The sequence below is a fragment of the Microbacterium sorbitolivorans genome, from assembly GCF_003327285.1.
Lineage (GTDB): Bacteria > Actinomycetota > Actinomycetes > Actinomycetales > Microbacteriaceae > Microbacterium > Microbacterium sorbitolivorans.
The window spans coordinates 545221-562500 of record NZ_KZ848473.1 but is presented as its reverse complement, the minus strand read 5'-3'; the positions used below and the strand labels follow the sequence as shown (position 1 = coordinate 562500).

18 protein-coding genes are annotated in these 17280 nt (G+C 70.6%); 1 reads left to right on the top strand and 17 read right to left on the bottom strand.

Annotated elements, in window-relative coordinates; translation table 11 throughout:
- Positions 1 to 70 precede the first annotated feature (70 nt).
- From lgt to rpe, 11 genes are read right to left on the bottom strand one after another with little or no spacing between them, the layout of a single operon-like run.
- Positions 71 to 1072, bottom strand: a complete 1002-nt coding sequence (lgt, locus tag DTO57_RS02880) for a prolipoprotein diacylglyceryl transferase (protein ID WP_114116699.1) — start codon at positions 1070 to 1072, stop codon at positions 71 to 73.
- A 49-nt stretch (positions 1073 to 1121) separates the two neighbouring features.
- Positions 1122 to 1907, bottom strand: coding sequence for a tryptophan synthase subunit alpha (gene trpA, locus DTO57_RS02875; protein WP_114116698.1), 786 nt, complete (start codon positions 1905 to 1907; stop codon positions 1122 to 1124).
- Positions 1904 to 3112, bottom strand: a complete 1209-nt coding sequence (gene trpB / locus DTO57_RS02870) for a tryptophan synthase subunit beta (protein ID WP_114116697.1) — start codon at positions 3110 to 3112, stop codon at positions 1904 to 1906. Before trpB ends, trpA begins: the two co-directional genes overlap by 4 nt.
- Entirely contained in the window at positions 3112 to 3900 is a 789-nt protein-coding gene (trpC, locus tag DTO57_RS02865) for an indole-3-glycerol phosphate synthase TrpC (RefSeq protein WP_114116696.1), read from the bottom strand. The genes trpB and trpC overlap by 1 nt, the downstream gene beginning before the upstream one ends.
- Entirely contained in the window at positions 3900 to 4133 is a 234-nt protein-coding gene (locus DTO57_RS02860; RefSeq protein WP_114116695.1) for an HGxxPAAW family protein, read from the bottom strand. The genes trpC and DTO57_RS02860 overlap by 1 nt, the downstream gene beginning before the upstream one ends.
- 57 nt (positions 4134 to 4190) lie before the next feature.
- Entirely contained in the window at positions 4191 to 4790 is a 600-nt protein-coding gene (locus DTO57_RS02855) for a Trp biosynthesis-associated membrane protein (protein ID WP_162785635.1), read from the bottom strand.
- A complete protein-coding gene (gene hisI / locus DTO57_RS02850; protein ID WP_114117260.1) occupies positions 4787 to 5140 on the bottom strand; it encodes a phosphoribosyl-AMP cyclohydrolase in 354 nt (117 codons plus the stop codon). Before hisI ends, DTO57_RS02855 begins: the two co-directional genes overlap by 4 nt.
- Positions 5137 to 5922 carry an imidazole glycerol phosphate synthase subunit HisF gene (gene hisF / locus DTO57_RS02845; RefSeq protein WP_114116693.1) on the bottom strand — a complete coding sequence of 262 codons (786 nt, stop codon included), beginning with the start codon at positions 5920 to 5922 and terminating at the stop codon, positions 5137 to 5139. Before hisF ends, hisI begins: the two co-directional genes overlap by 4 nt.
- A gap of 7 nt (positions 5923 to 5929) precedes the next feature.
- Positions 5930 to 6772, bottom strand: a complete 843-nt coding sequence (gene hisG / locus DTO57_RS02840; protein ID WP_114116692.1) for an ATP phosphoribosyltransferase — start codon at positions 6770 to 6772, stop codon at positions 5930 to 5932.
- Between the two features lie 42 nt (positions 6773 to 6814).
- Positions 6815 to 7078, bottom strand: coding sequence for a phosphoribosyl-ATP diphosphatase (locus DTO57_RS02835; RefSeq protein ID WP_114116691.1), 264 nt, complete (start codon positions 7076 to 7078; stop codon positions 6815 to 6817).
- Complete coding sequence (rpe, locus tag DTO57_RS02830; RefSeq protein ID WP_114116690.1) at positions 7075 to 7770, bottom strand: ribulose-phosphate 3-epimerase; 696 nt, start codon at positions 7768 to 7770, stop codon at positions 7075 to 7077. Before rpe ends, DTO57_RS02835 begins: the two co-directional genes overlap by 4 nt.
- 128 nt (positions 7771 to 7898) lie before the next feature.
- Here rpe and DTO57_RS02825 point away from each other — a divergent pair, with 128 nt between their 5' ends.
- Positions 7899 to 9494: a hypothetical protein gene (locus DTO57_RS02825; protein WP_114116689.1), complete on the top strand. Its 1596-nt coding sequence runs from the start codon at positions 7899 to 7901 to the stop codon at positions 9492 to 9494.
- Between the two features lie 47 nt (positions 9495 to 9541).
- Here DTO57_RS02825 and DTO57_RS02820 read toward each other — a convergent pair whose 3' ends face one another.
- The 6 genes from DTO57_RS02820 to rpoZ all read right to left on the bottom strand — a co-directional run bounded on the left by DTO57_RS02820 (position 9542) and on the right by rpoZ (position 17249).
- Complete coding sequence (locus tag DTO57_RS02820; protein ID WP_114116688.1) at positions 9542 to 11239, bottom strand: variant leucine-rich repeat-containing protein; 1698 nt, start codon at positions 11237 to 11239, stop codon at positions 9542 to 9544.
- Between the two features lie 77 nt (positions 11240 to 11316).
- Complete coding sequence (locus DTO57_RS02815; protein WP_308420491.1) at positions 11317 to 12669, bottom strand: RsmB/NOP family class I SAM-dependent RNA methyltransferase; 1353 nt, start codon at positions 12667 to 12669, stop codon at positions 11317 to 11319.
- Between the two features lie 47 nt (positions 12670 to 12716).
- Positions 12717 to 13643, bottom strand: a complete 927-nt coding sequence (gene fmt, locus DTO57_RS02810) for a methionyl-tRNA formyltransferase (protein ID WP_114116686.1) — start codon at positions 13641 to 13643, stop codon at positions 12717 to 12719.
- 34 nt (positions 13644 to 13677) lie between these two features.
- A complete protein-coding gene (locus DTO57_RS02805; protein ID WP_114116685.1) occupies positions 13678 to 15699 on the bottom strand; it encodes a primosomal protein N' family DNA-binding protein in 2022 nt (673 codons plus the stop codon).
- 1 nt (position 15700) lies between these two features.
- Positions 15701 to 16891, bottom strand: a complete 1191-nt coding sequence (metK, locus tag DTO57_RS02800) for a methionine adenosyltransferase (RefSeq protein ID WP_114116684.1) — start codon at positions 16889 to 16891, stop codon at positions 15701 to 15703.
- Between the two features lie 100 nt (positions 16892 to 16991).
- On the bottom strand, positions 16992 to 17249 hold the full coding sequence (gene rpoZ, locus DTO57_RS02795; RefSeq protein ID WP_114116683.1) for a DNA-directed RNA polymerase subunit omega: 258 nt from the start codon (positions 17247 to 17249) through the stop codon (positions 16992 to 16994).
- Positions 17250 to 17280 lie beyond the last annotated feature (31 nt).

Sequence of the window (17280 nt, the reverse complement as noted above, 5' to 3'; positions counted from 1 at the left end):
ACGGAATGTCCGGGGGCCGAACGCCGCGTTCTGCGGCAGAATCCGTATCCTCTCAGCGAGGATGAGGATGTCAGGACGCGGTTTGCGGCGACGGCTCGACGTTCTCCTCGATGCCAGCGGGGTCGCTGACGTCGACGAACTCGTCTTCTGAGCTTATGTCGTTCACGTTACGGAGATGTTTCGCCGTGTAAGGACTGGGCTCCAGCCCCTTGTGGCGGGCCTGTACCACCAGAATAACGACACCGAGCATGACAGACGCAATCGCGGCCCAGACGTTGACGCGTAGGCCCAGGTACACCTGGCTCGGGTCGACGCGAATCGACTCCCACACGATGCGGCCGGCGCCGTACCAGATGAGGTATACCGCGAAGAGGCGGCCCCACTGCATCGACGCGCGACGGCCGAGCCAGATGAGCGCGAGCGCACCGAGCGTGTTCCAGATGACCTCGTAGAGGAAGGTCGGGTGGAACAGCGTGTCGTCGGGCAGGCCCGCGGGGAACGCGCTATTCGACGGGTCGATCTCGAGGCCCCACGGCAGGTTGGTGGGCAGGCCGTACAGCTCCTGGTTGAACCAGTTGCCGAAGCGGCCGAAGGCCTGCGCGAGGATCAGTCCGGGCGCGAGAGCGTCGGCGAACGCCGAGAAGCGCACGCCCGTCCACTTGCAGCCGAGCCAGGCGCCGAGGCCACCACCGAGCAGCGCGCCGAAGATCGCGATGCCGCCGTCCCAGATGTTCCACACGGCGTCCTGCACCGTCGGGTTCCACCACTCGCGGCCCTGCTCGAAGTAGAAGCCCCAGTGCGTGAGAACGTGATAGGCACGCGCGCCGATAAAGGCCAGCACCACGGCCGGCAGTCCGATGTCGATGACGACCCAACGCTCGGCGCCGCGCTTCGAGAGGCGGTGATTCGCGATGATCGTCGCGGCGACGATGCCCACCAGGATGCACAGCGCGTAGATGTGAATCGAGAAGGGGCCGAACGTGAAACCGAAGATGGTCCACTGGCTGCCGAACGTGAACTCAGAGATCGGCGGGCTGGGGATGCTCGCGGGGAGCGGAGGGAAAGACAGCATGATTTCTGAAGTGTAGATCCTGATTCTCATGAGCCGCGTGAACGCGGCCCTAACGTCGAGTGCCGGCGACCAACTCGCGGGCCTTGGCGGCGAGCCCGTCGACGCCGCCGTCGCGCAGCGCCTTCACGAGGGCGGTGCCGACGATCGCGCCGTCGGCGTAGCCGGCAATGTTCGAGACGTGCTCTGACGTCGTCACGCCGATACCCACGCAGGCCCGCTCGGCGCCCGCGGCGCGCAAGCGATCCACCAGGGTGCGTGCCGCCTCGTCGAGGTCGGCGCGCTCGCCCGTGATTCCCATGGTCGAGACCGTGTAGACGAAGCCGCTCGAGTTCGAGGCGATCATCGCGAGGCGCTCGTCGGTCGAAGTCGGGGCTGCGAGGAAGATGCGGTCGAGACCGTGCTTCTCCGAGGCGCGGATCCACTCGTCCGCGGCGTCGGGCGTGATGTCGGGCGTGATGATGCCCGCTCCCCCTGTAGCGGCGAGGTCGGCGGCGTAGCGGGCGACGCCGTACTGCACGATGAGATTCCAGTAGCTCATAACGAGCACGGGAACGTCCGTCCGCTCGGTGATCCGCCGGATCAGCGGGAACAGGTCGCGCGTGCGGAAACCCGCCTCGAGGACGTGGTTCGTCGCCTCCTGGATGATCGGGCCATCCATGACCGGGTCGCTGTAGGGCGGGCCGAGCTCGATCACGTCGGCGCCCGCCTCCGCGAGCGCGACGGCCGCCTCGACGGCGGTGTCCGGATCCGGGTACCCGGCGGGCAGGTAGCCGATGAACGCCGTGCGACCGGCGTCCTTCGCGCGGTCCAGGGCGATTTCGACGCGGGAAGTCACGATGCGTCCTCTCCGTCGTAGAGACCGAAGTACCGCGCGGCCGTGTCCATGTCCTTGTCGCCGCGGCCCGACAGGCACACCGCGATCACGGCGTCCGGGCCAAGCTCGCGGCCCAGGCGAATGGCGCCGGCGAGGGCGTGCGCCGACTCAATCGCGGGGATGATGCCCTCGGTCTCGCTCAGCAGCCGCAGCGCCTGCATCGCCTCGTCGTCGGTCGCCGGGATGTAGCTCGCGCGCCCGGTGTCGGCGAGCCACGCGTGCTCGGGACCCACGCCGGGGTAGTCGAGGCCGGCGGAGATCGAGTGCGACTCGATCGTCTGGCCGTCTTCGTCCTGCAGCACGTAGGTGCGCGCGCCGTGGAGAACGCCGGGGCGTCCTCGCTCGATCGACGCGGCCTGGCGGTCGGTGTCGACGCCATCGCCCGCGGCCTCGACGCCGTAGAGCGCGACGCCCTCGTCGTCGATGAACGCGTCGAACATGCCGATCGCGTTGGATCCACCGCCCACGCAGGCGACGACGGCGCTCGGCAGGGCGCCCGTCTTCGCGAGGACCTGCTCGCGGGCTTCCTCCGAGATGATCTTCTGGAAGTCGCGCACGAGCGCCGGGAACGGGTGCGGGCCCGAGGCGGTGCCGAAGACGTAGTTGGTGCGATCGACCGTCGCGACCCAGTCGCGGAAGGCCTCGTTGATCGCGTCCTTCAGCGTGCGCGAGCCGACCTTTACCGAAATCACCTCGGCGCCGAGGAGGCGCATGCGGGCCACGTTCAGGGCCTGGCGCTCGGTGTCGACCTCGCCCATGTAGATCGTGCACTCGAGGCCGAAGAGCGCCGCGGCCGTCGCGGTCGCGACACCGTGCTGGCCCGCGCCCGTCTCGGCGATCACGCGCGTCTTGCCGAGGCGCTTCGTAAGCAGCGCCTGACCGAGAACGTTGTTGATCTTGTGGCTACCGGTGTGGTTGAGGTCCTCGCGCTTCAGGAAGATGCGCGCGCCACCGGCATGCTCGGCGAAACGCTTCACCTCGGTGAGCGGCGAGGGACGCCCCGCGTACTCGGTCAGGAGGCCGGCGAGCTCCGCGCGAAACGCGGGGTCGGCCATGGCCTCGGCGTGGGCCGCCGTGACCTCGTCGAGGGCCGCGATGAGCGACTCTGGCATGTAGCGTCCGCCGAAGTCGCCGAAGAACGGCCCGGGCTGTTCGCGCAGGGTCATCAGATTCCTTCCGTCGCCGAAATGAAAGCGTCGAGCGTGGCGACGGGGTCGCCCGTGACGAGCGCCTCGCCGATGAGCACGACGTCGGCGCCGCCTCGGCGGTAGTGCACCACGTCGTCGGGGGTCGAAACCGCCGACTCCGCGACGCGAATCGTGCCGTCCGGGATCCCGGGGGCGAGGCGCGCAAAGAGGTCGCGGTCGAGCGTGAAGTCACTGAGGTCGCGGGCGTTCACGCCGATAATGGGGGCACCCAGGTCGGTGGCGATCTTCACCTCGTCGGCCGAGTGGGCCTCGACGAGCGGTGTCATGCCGAACTCGCGGATCTGGGCGTACAGCTCGCCGATCGTCTTGCGGTCGAGCGCCGCGACGATGAGGAGCACGAGGTCGGCGCCCGCGGCGCGGGCCTCGGCGACCTGGTACGGCGTCGCGATGAAGTCCTTGCGCAGGACCGGAAGGGTCACCTGCTGCTTGACGGCCGTGAGGTCGGCGAGCGAGCCCTTGAAGCGGCGCCCCTCCGTCAGCACGCTGATCGCGCTCGCGCCACCTTGCTCGTAGCGTGCCGCCTGAAGCGCCGGATCCGGGATCTCGGCGAGGTCGCCGCGCGAGGGGCTCGCGCGCTTCACCTCGGCGATCACGCGGATTGTCTCACCGCGCGAGAGGAACGAGACGGCGTCGAGGGCCGGAGACTGAGCGGCCGCGCGGCGCTCCACCTCAGCGAGGGAGAGCTCCGCGCGGCGCGACTCGGCGTCCGCCACCGCACCGGCCGTGAGGTCGGCGAGGAGCGACATCAGTGGCCCTTGGGCTGGAACTTCGGTCCGTTCACGCCGTAGCCGGCCTTCGAGACGATGAAGCCAACGATCGGGCCCAGGACGACGATCGCAGCGGAGATGTACACGACAACGTGCTGACCGATGTAGAGGCCTACGGTACCCGCGGTGATGCCGATGAGCATGATCAGCACAGCGGTCCAGGCTGCCGGCGAGTGTCCGTGGCCGGGGTCACCGATGGGATTAGAAGTCATAGCACTGCTCCTGAGGATTGCCAGAGGGAATACGTTCAGTCTATCGAATGCGGATGGTTAATCCGTCGGGTCGCCGCCGCGCGTGAGACGATCCCACGAATCGACCGCATCGAGCGGGCCTTCGCCCGCCGAGGTCGATGTGCTCGGCGCGTCATAGCGGCTCGTGCCCTTGCGCCACGCGGGCCCGGTCACGAGGGCGAGCGCGCCGCCGACGGCCACGACGAGCGAGGCGATGAGCGCCACGATCGGCCACGCCGTCGCGTCGATCGCGGAGGTGATCTCACCCACGCTCTCGACGCCCGCGATGCCCGTGTGTTCCGTCACCACGCGGGCGATGGCCGACACGGGCGGATCCGCCGCGATGGGCGTGATGAGCGCCGTCAGCGCGCCGCCGATCACCACAGCGAGGGCCGAGAAGACGAAGCGCAGCGCCTTGCCCACGAGGGCGAGGGCGAGCGTCAGCGCGAGGCCGGCGAGGGCGAGCGGCTGCAGCAGCGCGAGCGCCTCGGACCCGGTCGCCGGGATGTCGGTGCCCTCGACGCTGGCGACGAGCCAGGTCTGCGTCGAGCCGATGAGCGCGACGGCGGCGCCGAGCAGGATGAGCACGACACTCGTAGTGCGGCCGCGGCGCGCAGCCCACCCACCCTGGCGGGTCACGACATCACCGGGTGCAGATCGCGCTCGGATCCGTCGAAGCACGTGTGCGTGCCGGTGTGGCACGCCGCACCGGTCTGCTCGACCTCGAGTAGGACAGTGTCGCCGTCACAGTCGATGCGCGCCGAGCGCACGACCTGCACATGGCCGGAGGTGTCGCCCTTGCGCCAGTACTCGCCGCGACTACGCGACCAGTAGGTCACGCGGCCCTCGGTGAGGGTGCGGCGCAGCGCCTCGCGGTCCATCCAGGCGAGCATGAGCACCTGGCCGGTGCCGTGTTCCTGCACGACGGCGGGGACGAGACCGTCGTCGTTGAACGAGACGAGGTCGAGACGTTCGTTGATGCCGTTCATCGAACCAGCACTCCTTCTTCTCGCATGGCGCGCTTGGCGTCGCCAATGCGGATCTGTCCCGAGTGGAAGACCGTGGCCGCGAGGATCGCGTCGGCGCCGGCGCGGACCGCCGGGGCGAAGTCGCGCACGTCGCCCGCTCCGCCCGAGGCGATGACGGGAACGTGCGAGAGCTCGCGGATGGCCGAGATGAGCTCGAGGTCAAAGCCTTGCTTCGTGCCGTCGGCGTCGATCGAGTTGACGAGGAGCTCGCCCGCCCCGCGCTCGATGGCCTCGCGCGCCCACGCGAGCGCGTCGATGTCGGTCTCGCGGCGGCCGCCGTGGGTCGTCACGACGAAGCCGCTCGGGGTGTGCGAGGCGCGCTTGATGTCGAGCGAGAGCACGAGGCACTGCGCGCCGTAGCGGTCAGCGATCTCACCGAGGAGGTCGGGGCGCGCGATGCCGGCGGAGTTCACGCCGACCTTGTCGGCGCCCACGTCCTGCAGGCGCGACACGTCGTCGACCGAGCGCACGCCGCCGCCGACGGTGAGCGGGATGAAGACCTGCTCCGCCGTCGCGCGCACAACGTCGTACATCGTGTCGCGCGCCTCGACCGAGGCGCCCACGTCGAGGAAGGTCAGCTCGTCGGCGCCCTGCTCGTAGTACTCGCGGGCAAGCTCGACGGGGTCACCCATCTCGCGCAGGTTCTCGAAGTTCACGCCCTTGACGACCCTGCCGCCCGAGACGTCGAGGCACGGAATGACGCGAGTCGCGACACCGAGTTCCGAAGACTGAGTGCTGGTCACGACGCCCTCACAGACGGGCGTTGTCGATAGCGGTGACGATCAGCGCGCGCGCACCGAGCGAGTAGAGGTCATCCATGATGCGGTTGGCGTCGCGCTTGGGAACCATGACCCGCACGGCGACCCAGCCCTCGCGCTGTAGCGGCGAGACGGTGGGCGACTGCATGCCCTTGGCGACCTCCGAGGCCTGCTCGACGAGGTCGGCGGGAAGGTCGTAGTCGAGCATGACGTGGCGGCGCGCCACAAGCACGCCGCGCAGGCGGCGCAGGAGCTTGTCGATGCCCTCGGCGGATCCGGGACCCTGGATGAGGACGGCCTCCGACTCGAGCATGACGGGGCCGAAGATCTCGAGGCCGGCCTGCTTGAGCGTCGTGCCGGTCTCGACGACGTCGGCGATCGCGTCGGCGACGCCTAGCTGCGGGGCCGATTCGACGGCGCCGTTCAGCGGAACGACGTCGACCGTGATGCCCTGCTCGCCGAGGAACTCCTCGACAAGGCCGGTGTAGCTCGTGGCGACGCGCTTGCCGTCGAGCTGCTCGATCGAGCTAAGCGTGCCGGCGGGGGCCGCGAAGCGGAAGGTCGAGCGACCGAAGCCGAGCGCCTCGACCTCGCGCGCCGCCGGGAGGCGAACGTCGCGGAGCAGGTCGCGGCCTGTGAGGCCCACGTCGAGGGCGCCACGGGCGACGTACGTCGCGATGTCGCGCGGGCGGAGGTAGAAGAACTCCACCCCGTTGGCCTCGTCGATCAGGTGGAGCGTCTTGGAGTCGCGGCGAGTGGCGTAGCCAGCCTCGGCCAGCAGCTGCACGGCGGTCTCGGAGAGGGATCCCTTGTTAGGGATGGCAATACGAAGCACGTCTTGTTTCTTTCAGATCAGGTCGGTTAGTCGCGGGCCGGATCAGAGATGTCGGTAGACGTCCTCGAGAGTGAGTCCCTTGGCGATCATCATCACCTGCAGGTGGTACATAAGCTGCGACATTTCTTCCGCAGCGGCCTCGTCGGATTCATACTCCGATGCCATCCACACCTCGGCCGCCTCTTCGACAATCTTCTTGCCGATGAAGTGCACGCCAGCGTCAAGCTCCTGGACAGTTCCGGAGCCGGCGGGTCGGGTGACGGCCTTGTCGCTTAGTTCAGCAAACAGGTCCTCGAACGATTTCACTGTCCCAGGCTATCCGTTCCGTGAGCGTGCTGCGACGCGAGAGCCCTCAGCTCGCCGATTCGCGCGTCGATATCGGCCGCGCCGAATACGGCGGATCCGGCGACGAACGTGTCGGCGCCGGCGGCCGCGGCCTGCTCGATCGTGCCGGGCGCAATGCCGCCGTCGACCTGCAGCCACACCTGGGATCCGCGGCGCGCGGCCTCGGACTTCAGCGCGCGGAGCTTCGGCATCATGTCGTCGCGGAAGCTCTGACCGCCGAAGCCGGGCTCGACCGTCATCACGAGAATCTGATCGAATTCGTCGAGGTGCTCGAAGAGCTGCTCGGCGGGCGAGTCGGGCTTGATCGCGACGCCGACGCGCGAGCCGATGTCGCGGATCCGGCGCGCGAGCGCGATCGGGTCGGCGGCGGCCTCGAGGTGGAAGGTGACGCTCGCGGCGCCGATCTCGGCGTAGCCGGGCGCCCAGCGGTCGGCGTCGGAGATCATGAGGTGCACGTCGAGCGGGATCGGGCTCGTCGCCTGGATCCGTTCCACCATCTGCGGCCCGAACGTCAGGTTCGGAACGAAATGGTTGTCCATCACGTCGACATGCACGAAGTCCGCGCCCGAAATGCGCTCGAGATCGCGCTGCATGTTCACGAAGTCGGCGGAGAGGATGCTCGGGTTAATGCGGGGTGCGTTGGGGAGGCTCATCCCCTCCATTATCGCCGCCCGCCAACCTGCTGGGAGAATGGGCCGCGTCCGCGCGCCCGGGTTCCGGCATCGGGAGCGCAAGGCGGCCGGGATAATGACAGCAGAACATCTGAGACGAGGTGACCGAAATGGCGGAGTTTCCCTGGCAGAAACCCCACGATGACGACAAGGCGCCGCGGTTCCCCTGGCAGGGCGCCGACGAGGCGAAGTCCGAAGGTACCGCCGACGAGGTCGCACCGGAACCCGAATCGTCGATGCCGTGGCGCAAGCGCGACGACGCGGCGCCCGAGCACGTCGTCCCGGCACCCGAGCCGGCGGCGTCGCGCTGGCAGTCGCCGGCGGCGGACGAGCGCGCCCGGGAGCCGGAAGTCCGCTCCCCCGATCCCGCCGCGGAACCGCGCGAGCCGGTCACGGATCCGCCCGTCGCCGACGCGCCGGAGGCTCACCAGACAGGTCCCGTTTCGGATCCGCCGGTCACGGATTCGCCCGCCTGGCAGCCGCCCGCGGCCGCGCCGACAAGCTCGCGCGCCCAGGCGCCGGCGGACGGCGAGATTCCGCCGTCGACGTTCACGCCGCCGTGGCGCCCCGAGGAGCCCCGCCCGAAGGCAAAGAAGGCTCGCCCGACGCCGCCGACCGTCGCGACGTCGAAGGCCCAGGCGGCCCCGAAGGCGTCGTCCGGCCGCGCCGGCCGCATCGCGGCGGTCACGACCTTCGTGGGCCTCGGCGCCGCGATCCTCGTGGGCGTCGGGGCCGCGGTCGTCTCCCCCATGCTCGGCGATAGCCGCGACGACCGCGAACCGATCTCGACGCCGACGCCGACCGTCATCCCGCTCGCCGCCGGCGAGATCGGCCTCGACGCGGCGACGACCTTCGTGAACGCCATCGCGGGCGGCAACGCGACCCTCGCACTCTCGATGCTCGGCCACACGGCGACCTCGCTCACGAGCGACGACGCGTGGGCCGCGATGGTCGAGAACTATCCGATCTCGGACGTCCAGATCACGCCGCTCGCCGAGGACGCGTGGGAGAACCAGGTCTTCGCCGTCAGCTACATGATGGACGACGAGCTCATCGACTTCACGCTGACGGTCGACGTCGACGTGAACGATCCCGAGAACGTTGTGTTCGATGTCGACCTGCCGACGCTCGAGATTACCGAGGGCTACGAGGCCTTCGACATGACGCTCAACGGCGTCGCCTTCGATGCGTCGGGCTCGATGAGCTACGAGGTCTTCCCGGGCGCTTACACGCTCGGAACGACGACGGAGTACTTCACGATCCCCGAGTCGGTCATCGTCGCCGAGAGCGGCATGGTCTTCATGTATCCGTATGACCGCGAGCCCACGCTGACGGACGACGGCATCGCGAAGTTCCGCGAGGTCGTGCGGGCGGCGGCCGAGGCGTGCATCTCGTCGACGACCCTCGCCGCCGATTGCGGGCTCGAGGTCACTGGCGGCATCCAGGGCGGCGCTCAGATCATCGACGGCACCGTCGAGCGATCCCTCACCGATGAACAGTGGGCTGAGATCGACGCCATGGTGCCGACGTCTTCGGCGTTCGACGGCGCGCAGTTCCAGGAGGGCGACTACATCGGCGACGTCGCCTTCGTCGCCGACTGGCAGCAGGGCGGCTCGTCGGGTCGCGATCAGATCTACGGTGGCCCGTGGCTCTACGCGCCGACGGTCGACTTCTCGGATCCGGACCTCCCCGTCACCTGGGATTGAACGGCGAACGGGCCCCGCAACAGCGGGGCCCGTTCTCGGTGAGGTGCTTAGAACTCGAAGAGCTTGTCGAGCTCGTCGTCCTCGATCAGCTGCGCGAGGTTCTTCGTCGCGATCGCCAGGACGTTGCCGACGGTCGCGGTCGGGCTCACGAACCAGCCGCCATCCTCCTGGATCGCGATCGGCAGCGCCTCGTCGAGGCCCAGCAGCTTGAGCGCTGGGACGTCGTCGATACACTGCTCGCCCGAGTACTGGTCTTCGAAGCACGGGTGCGAGTAGGTGCCCGTGACGGTGTCGCCGCGGAGGAACTCGAGGTTCGAGATGCGGAGGCCCGTGAGGCCGCCCGACTTCTCGACCTCGACGTCGAAGTCGCTCAGCGACGCGTCTTCGTTGGCGCCGAGGTCGGCGAGGGCCGGGCCGTAGAGCGACACCGCGCGGCGCTCGGCCAGCGGCAGGGCCGACGCGAATGCCTCGTAGTCGCCGTTCGATACGAAGGCCTCGAGCCCGTCGGCGAAGCCGTGCGCGGCGTCCTCCGGCGAGCCGAACTTCTCGGCATCGATGAGCGAGTCGCCGTAGCTGTACCCGCCCTGGATCATCGCCTGACCGGCCGCGAGGTCGACACCCGTCAGGAGCGGGCTCGTGTACCAGCCACCCTCGTCGACAGTGATCACCGAGAGCGGGTAGCCCTGGCCGATCAGCGGGTCGTCCTCCGAGATGTCGACGCGCTCCTTGTCGGCCAGCTGGCTGTCCCACATCTCGGAGAAGTCGACCTGGTACGGCAACTCGCTCTCGAGGCCGTCGAGCATGAAGTCGATCTGGCTGTCGAGGCTCTCGTCGAGCAGCTCGTCGATCTCGTCATCGGAGTAGTAGCCCGACTGCTCGAGGCTGACGCGCATCGACACCTCCATGAACTCGCGAAGCGCATCGCCGAGCTCGTCGGTGTCGGCGTCGATCTCGAGCGTGCCGTCGACGAGGCTCACGCGGCTCACGCCGTCCATGAGCTCGTCGGTGCGGTACTCGAGCCCGTCGGTCGTGATCTCGATGGCGTCGAGGACCGAGTTCAGCGTCTCCTGGATGCTCTTGGCGTCCTCCTCGCTCGACGTCGGCATGTCTTCGAGCTGCTTGAGCGCCTCCTCGAGGGGCTTAACCTCGGTGGGCGACATCGCGGTGTACAGCGCGATCGGGTCGAGCTTCAGCGCGCCCTCGAACAGCTTGTCGGCCGCGGCATCGGGCGACTTCTCGCCGCCGAGGATCGAGTTGACGGCCCACACGGCGCCGCCGCCTCCGAGAACGACGACGAGGCCGCCCGCGATAAGCGCTGTCGTGAGCCCCTTCTTCGACTTCTTCTTCGGCGCGGCGGGCTGGCCGGCGACGGCCGGCGCGGCACCGGCGAAGCCTGCCGCCTGTGCGCCCTGCGGAATCACCGGCGCGCCCTCGGGCGCGGCGGGGTACTCCTGCGGGGCGGCAGGGTTGCCCTGGGGCGCGGCGGGCGTGCCCTGCGGGGCGGCTGGTGTGCCCGCGGGGATCCCTGCGGCGGCGGCCGCCGCGGATCCGCGCCGCTGGGCGACAGCCGCGCGGGCGCCCTCGTCGCCGTACTGGGCGAGCCAGTCGAGCAGGCCGTCGTAGACGTTCGGGTGGCGCGCGATATCGGCGCCCAGCTCGGGGTTGGTCGCCGCAATCTCGGCGAGGCGTTGGGCGGGGGTTGCCGGGTCGCGGAGCTCGGTCTGGGGTGAGTGCTGATCGCTCATGCGGGCGATCCCTTCGATCGGGGTCGGATAGTGGCCCGGGGGATGCCCGCCATGCTATCGGATCGGGGTGGCCCGGCTCAGGCGCGGCGGAACAGGGCGAGGAACATCGCGTCGGTGCCGTGCCGGTGCGGCCACAGCTGGGCGACGGGAAGGCCGTCCTCGCGCTCGGCGATCTCGATCGGCCCGCGCGACACCGCCCGGATGGCCGCGGGGGCGTCGAGAAGCTCGACGTCGCTTCGGCGCTCGAGGGCGTCGCGCACGACGCCCGACGTCTCGGCCAGGTGCGGCGAACAGGTCACGTACGCGACGACGCCGCCCGGGCGCGCCGCGTCGAGCGCGGCGTCGAGAAGCTCCGACTGGATCGACACGAGCTCCGCAACGTCTCCCGGCTGCTTACGCCAGCGCGCCTCGGGACGGCGGCGCAGCGCGCCGAGGCCCGTGCAGGGGGCGTCGACGAGGATCCGGTCAAACTCCGCCGCGCGTTCCTTCGCGAGCTCTCGCCCGTCGCGCTCGTGCACCTCGACCTCGGTCGGCACGGCCTCGAGGGCCCGGCGCACGAGCCCGGCGCGCGCGGGCACGACCTCGTTCGCCTCGAGCACCGCGCCGCCCGCGAGGGCCTCGGCGGCCAGGAGGGCGGTCTTGCCGCCGGGGCCCGCGCACAGGTCGAGCCATCTCTCCCCCGCTGTCACGGGCGTGAGGCGCGAGAGGGCGAGGGCGACGAGCTGCGAGCCCTCGTCCTGCACGCGGCGCGCGCCACCGGAGTCGCGCACCGTCTGCTCGGGGTCGCCCTGCGGCGCGCGGAAGCCCACGGGCGAATACTTCGTCGCCTTGCCCTGCGTCTCGGCGAGGCCGGGCAGGGCGATCATCGTCACCGACGGCGAGGCGTTGTCGGCTTCGAGCAGGTCTTCGAGCTCGTCGGCGGATCCGGTCGCCGCGAGTGCCCGGCGGAAGGCGCGCAGGATCCACACGGGGTGCGAGGTGCGGAAGCCGAGCGCCTCATCGGCGCTGCGTGCCGACTCGCTGATGCGGTCCTCCCACGTCGCCAGGCCGTCGCGCGAGATGCGGCGGAGCACGGCGTTCGCGAAGCCCGCCGCGCCGCGGCCCGACTCGCGGCGCGCCAACTCGACCGACTCGTTCACGGCCGCGTGGGCCGCGACGCGCGTCGAGAGCAGCTGGTGGGCGCCCATGCAGAGTGCGTCGAGCACGCCCTGATCGATCTCGTCGAGCTCGCGGCCCGAGGCGAGGCGCACGATCTGCTCGTAGGCGCCACGGCGGCGCAGCGTGCCGTAGGTCAGCTCGGTCGCGAGCGCGGCGTCGGCGGCGTTGAGGCCCGCGCGCTCGATCTCGGCCGGGAGGAGAAGGTTGGCGTAGGCGTCGTCGGCGGTCGTCGCGCGGATGACCTCGAACGCCACCTCGCGCGACGGCTGCACGTGCGTGTCGCGGGGCTGCGAACGGCGCGGGCCGCGACCCTGGCCGCTCACGAGCCCAGCTCCACGTCCGCGCGCTGGCCGCGCAGCCATGCGTCGGCGGCCATGGCGGCCTTGCCCGCGGGCTGTACTCGTTCGATCATGATTGCCTCCGTCGCGGTCCCCACGAGGATTCCGCCCTTAATTGCCTCGACCGCGCCCGGCGCGAGCGACCGCCCGGCGTGGCGCCGCGCGGCGTGAATCTTGAATCGCTCCCCCGCGAGCGTGGTGTGTGCGCCCGGCTCGGGCGTGACGCCGCGGAATCGCGCGAGCACCTCGTCGGCCGGGAGCGTGAAGTCGAGCAGCCCGTCGGCGAGGCCCAGCTTCGGCGCGAGCGTCGGCTCGCCCTGCTGGGGCGTGGCGACGGCGGTGCCGGCCGCGATCTCGCCGACGACGTCGACGAGCAGGGCGGATCCGCGCTCTGCGAGCGCCGCCAGCACGTCGCCCGCGGTCTCGTCGTCGCCCGGGGCGTACTCGATCTGGCCGAAGACGTCGCCCGCGTCGAGCGCGGGGACGAGCTGGAACACGGCGGCGCCCGTGACGGCGTCGCCCGCCATGAGTGAGCGCTGCACGGGGGCGGCCCCGCGCCAGGCCGGCAGCAGCGAGAAGTGCAGGTTGATCCACCCGTGCGCCGGGGCCGAGAGCAGCGGCTCGCGCACGAGCCCGCCGTAGGCGACGATGACGCCCAGGTCGGGCGCGAACGCCGCGATGCGCGAGGTCGCGTCGTCGTCGAGCTTCGCGGCCTTCACGACGGGGATGCCGAGCTCGTCGGCGGCCTGTGCGACGGGCGACGGCGTCAGCACGCGCTTGCGCCCGAGGGGCGCGTCGGGGCGCGTCACGACGGCAACGACGCGAGCGCCGGCCGCGACGAGCGCGCGGAGCGAGGGAACGGCCACCTCGGGCGTTCCCGCAAAGACGATACGGAGATCGGTCGACATGACGGGGTCCTTATCTGTTCGGCTCATCGCGTTCTCAGAGCTCGGGATCGGCGACGTCAAGCCGCACAGAGAGTGTATTCGCGGGCGGCCGGGATCTGCCTGGTTCCGCGGGGCCCCGCGTGCGCCTGGCCCGCGACGACACCGCGGCCGCGACGACGCTCGCGCGCAGGCTCGCCGAGACCACGGATCCGAGGCCGTACTCGAAGCGCACAAGCGCCCGGGCGCGCTTGCGGCCGGAGACCTCGGGCGCCGGCACGGGCCCGATCACGGCGTCGGGCGCCAGCCGGGGCGCGTCGGCGCCGAGCTTCACGAGGGCCTCGTCCACCTGCGGCGCGTCGCCCTCGATGCGGGCGATGCGCACGGCGGGCGGCATCTTGAGCGGCGCGCGCTCGACGAGCTCGCCGCGCGCGTAGGCGGGCTGACTCCACGTGGCCAGCGCCCGCGCGACGGGGCCGGTCACCGCGACGAGGTGCACGGGAGCGCCCGGCGCCGCGAGAGCGGCCGCGTTCGACCACCACCGCAGACACGACTCGCCGATGCGCAGGTCGGGCGCCTGCAGCATGCGGTCGCCGTCGAGCAGGAGCACGGCGCGGTAGCCGCCCTCGGCGATGGGCTCGGCGCCGCGCGTCGCGATCACGAGCGCGGGCTCCGGCCCCACCGTCTCGACGGGGTGCGCGCCGTCGGCGACGATGATCTTCACCCCTGCGAAGGCGCGGCCGAGTTCGTCGGCGGTGCGCTCGGATCCGCTCGACGCGAGCCTCACGGTCGTCGCCTCGCAGTGCGCGCACTGCCAGCCACGGGCGTCGCGGGCGCACCACGCGCACGTGGGCGTCGCGCCGCGGGCGGGGGCGAAGAGCGGCCCGCCGCAGTGCTGGCAGCGCGCGGGGGCTCGGCACTCGCCGCACACGAGCGTCGGCGCGTAACCGGGCCGCGCGACCTGCACGAGCACCGGCCCGTGCTCGATCACCTCGCGCGCGCTGCGGAACGCGGCCGACGGGATGCGGCCCGTCGCGGGTGTGTCCTGCGGCGCGCCCAGGATGACCTTCGGCGTCACGCGGCGCGCGGGCGCGGGCTCGGTGAGGAAGCCGATCTCGACGAGCCGCTGCACGTCGGCAGAGCGCGAGTGACCACAGAACACGAGCGCCCCGCCCTCGAGCTTCTGGCGGACGAGCGCGGCGTCGCGGGCGTGCACGTAGGGTGCCAGGGGCTCGTCGAAGAGCGAGTCGCCGTCGTCCCAGAGCGCCAGCATGCCGAGGCGCGTCACGGGCGCGTAGACCGCCGAGCGATTGCCGATCACGATCGCCGGCGCATCGTCGAGCGTGCGGAGGTAGTTCGCGTACCGTTGCTGGGCCGGCAACTCGGCATCGAGCCGCAGCACGGCGCCCTCGGGGGCGATGTCGGCCAGGGCCGCCTCGAGGCGCGCGAGGTCGCGGTGATCGGGCACCGCGATGACGGCCGACTCGCCGCGCGAGATCGTCAGCACCGCAGCGGCGGCGAGCAGCTCGGCCCACGCGGGAATGGATCCGGCGACGCCGGGGCGCGCGTCGAGCGCGACGCGGCCCGCCCCGGCGAGGGTCTCGTCGAGGTCCGGATACTCGGCGAGCGTCGCCAGGGCGCGGGAGGCCGCGCCGGCGTCGACCTCGATTGTCGGCGCGGCCTCCCGCGCCAGCCACGCCTTCTCGGCGCGGACCATGCGGCGCGGGATCGCGAGGCGCAGGACGTCGTTCGCGGATCCGGCGGCGCGATCGGCGACCGCGCGGGCGAGCGCGTACAGGCGATCGGGAAGCACCTCGGCCGCCGAGATGACGGTGTCGATCTCGGACAGCGTGCGCTCGTCGTCGGTCTCCTCGCCGACACCGACGACGAAGCCCTGAATAACGCGGCCCGCCGACCGCAACGGCACCTTGACGCGCACGCCGGGCACCGCCTCCTCGACCAGCTCCGCGGGAAGGGAGTAGTCGAAGAGGCGGTCGAGCTGCGGCAACGGCGAGTCGATCAGGACGTGAGCGATCCGCCGCGGACCCCGCGGCGCGATATGCGCCGGGTGCTCGGGCATGTCAGAGCCCGGCGGCTGCTCGCAGGGCGTCGACGCGGTCGAGCTTCTCCCACGTGAACTCGGGGAGCTCGCGACCGAAGTGACCGTATGCAGCCGTCTTCGCGTAGATGGGGCGGAGGAGGTCGAGATCACGGATGATCGCGGCCGGGCGCAGGTCGAAGACCTCACCGATCGCTGCCACGATCGCCTCGTCGGCGACGTGCGCCGTGCCGAAGCTCTCGACGTACAGGCCGACGGGCTTCGCCTTACCGATCGCGTAGGCGACCTGCACCTCGAGGCGGTCGGCGAGGCCCGCCGCGACGGCGTTCTTTGCGACCCAGCGCAGGGCGTAAGCCGCCGAGCGGTCGACCTTCGACGGGTCCTTTCCGCTGAAGGCGCCACCCCCGTGGCGGGCGGCGCCGCCGTAGGTGTCGATGATGATCTTGCGGCCGGTGAGGCCCGCGTCGGCCTTCGGCCCGCCGAGCTCGAAGCTACCGGACGGGTTGATGTGGAGCGTGACGTTGGAGATGTCGAGGCCGGTCTCTTCGAGAACCGGGCGGATCACGACGCGCTCGACCGCCTCGGCGAGGTCGGCCTGCGAGATCTCGGGGCTGTGCTGCGTCGACAGCACGACCGTCTCGACGGTCTTCGGCGTCGAGCCGTCGTAGCCCAGCGTGACCTGCGTCTTGCCGTCGGGGCGGAGGAACGCGAGCTGGCCCGAGCGGCGCACCTCGGTAAGGCGCTCGGCGATGCGGTGAGCCGTCCAGATCGCCATCGGCATGTAGGTCGGCGTCTCGTTCGTCGCGTAGCCGAACATGATGCCCTGGTCGCCGGCACCCTGCTGGTCGAGGTCGTCGCCGTCGTCGCCCGAGCGGTGCTCCGCGCTCGTCGTGACGCCGTCGCCGATCTCCTGCGACTGCTCGCCCACCGACACCGTCACGCCGCACGAGTCGGCGTCGAAGCCCATATCGGACGAGGTGTAGCCGATGCGGCGGATCACGTCGCGCGCGATCGACGAGATGTCGGCGTAGCCGTCGGTACGGATCTCGCCCGCGACGTGCACGAGGCCCGTTGTCACGAGCGTCTCGACCGCGACGCGCGCCGCGGGATCTTGCGCCAGGAGCGCGTCGAGAACGCTATCGGAGATCTGGTCACAGATCTTGTCGGGGTGTCCCTCGGTGACGGATTCGGAGGTAAACAGTCGCAGGCTCATGGCCGATCCTTGTGGGTCGCGGGTGGAAGGTGCTGATGCTCATCATGCCGAGAACCCCCGACAAACGAATGCCGGAGGTTCTCGGAGGGTCAAATCTGGATCACTCGCCCGCGGGGCGAAGACGCAGCTTGTCCTGGTGGATCTCGCGAAGCGCGATCGACAGCGGCTTGTCCTCGGCCGATGCGTCGACGAGCGGGCCGACGTTGTCGAAGAGCGAGCCCTCCTGCAGGTCGGTGTAGTAGTCGTTGATCTGGCGGGCGCGCTTGGCGCCGTAGATCACGAGCTGGTACTTCGACTCGACGCGCTCGAGAAGCTCGTCGATGGGCGGATCGATGATGCCCTTGTTCTCCGTGGCCATGAGTTTTCCTCCTGAAATGAATGCGCGCGAT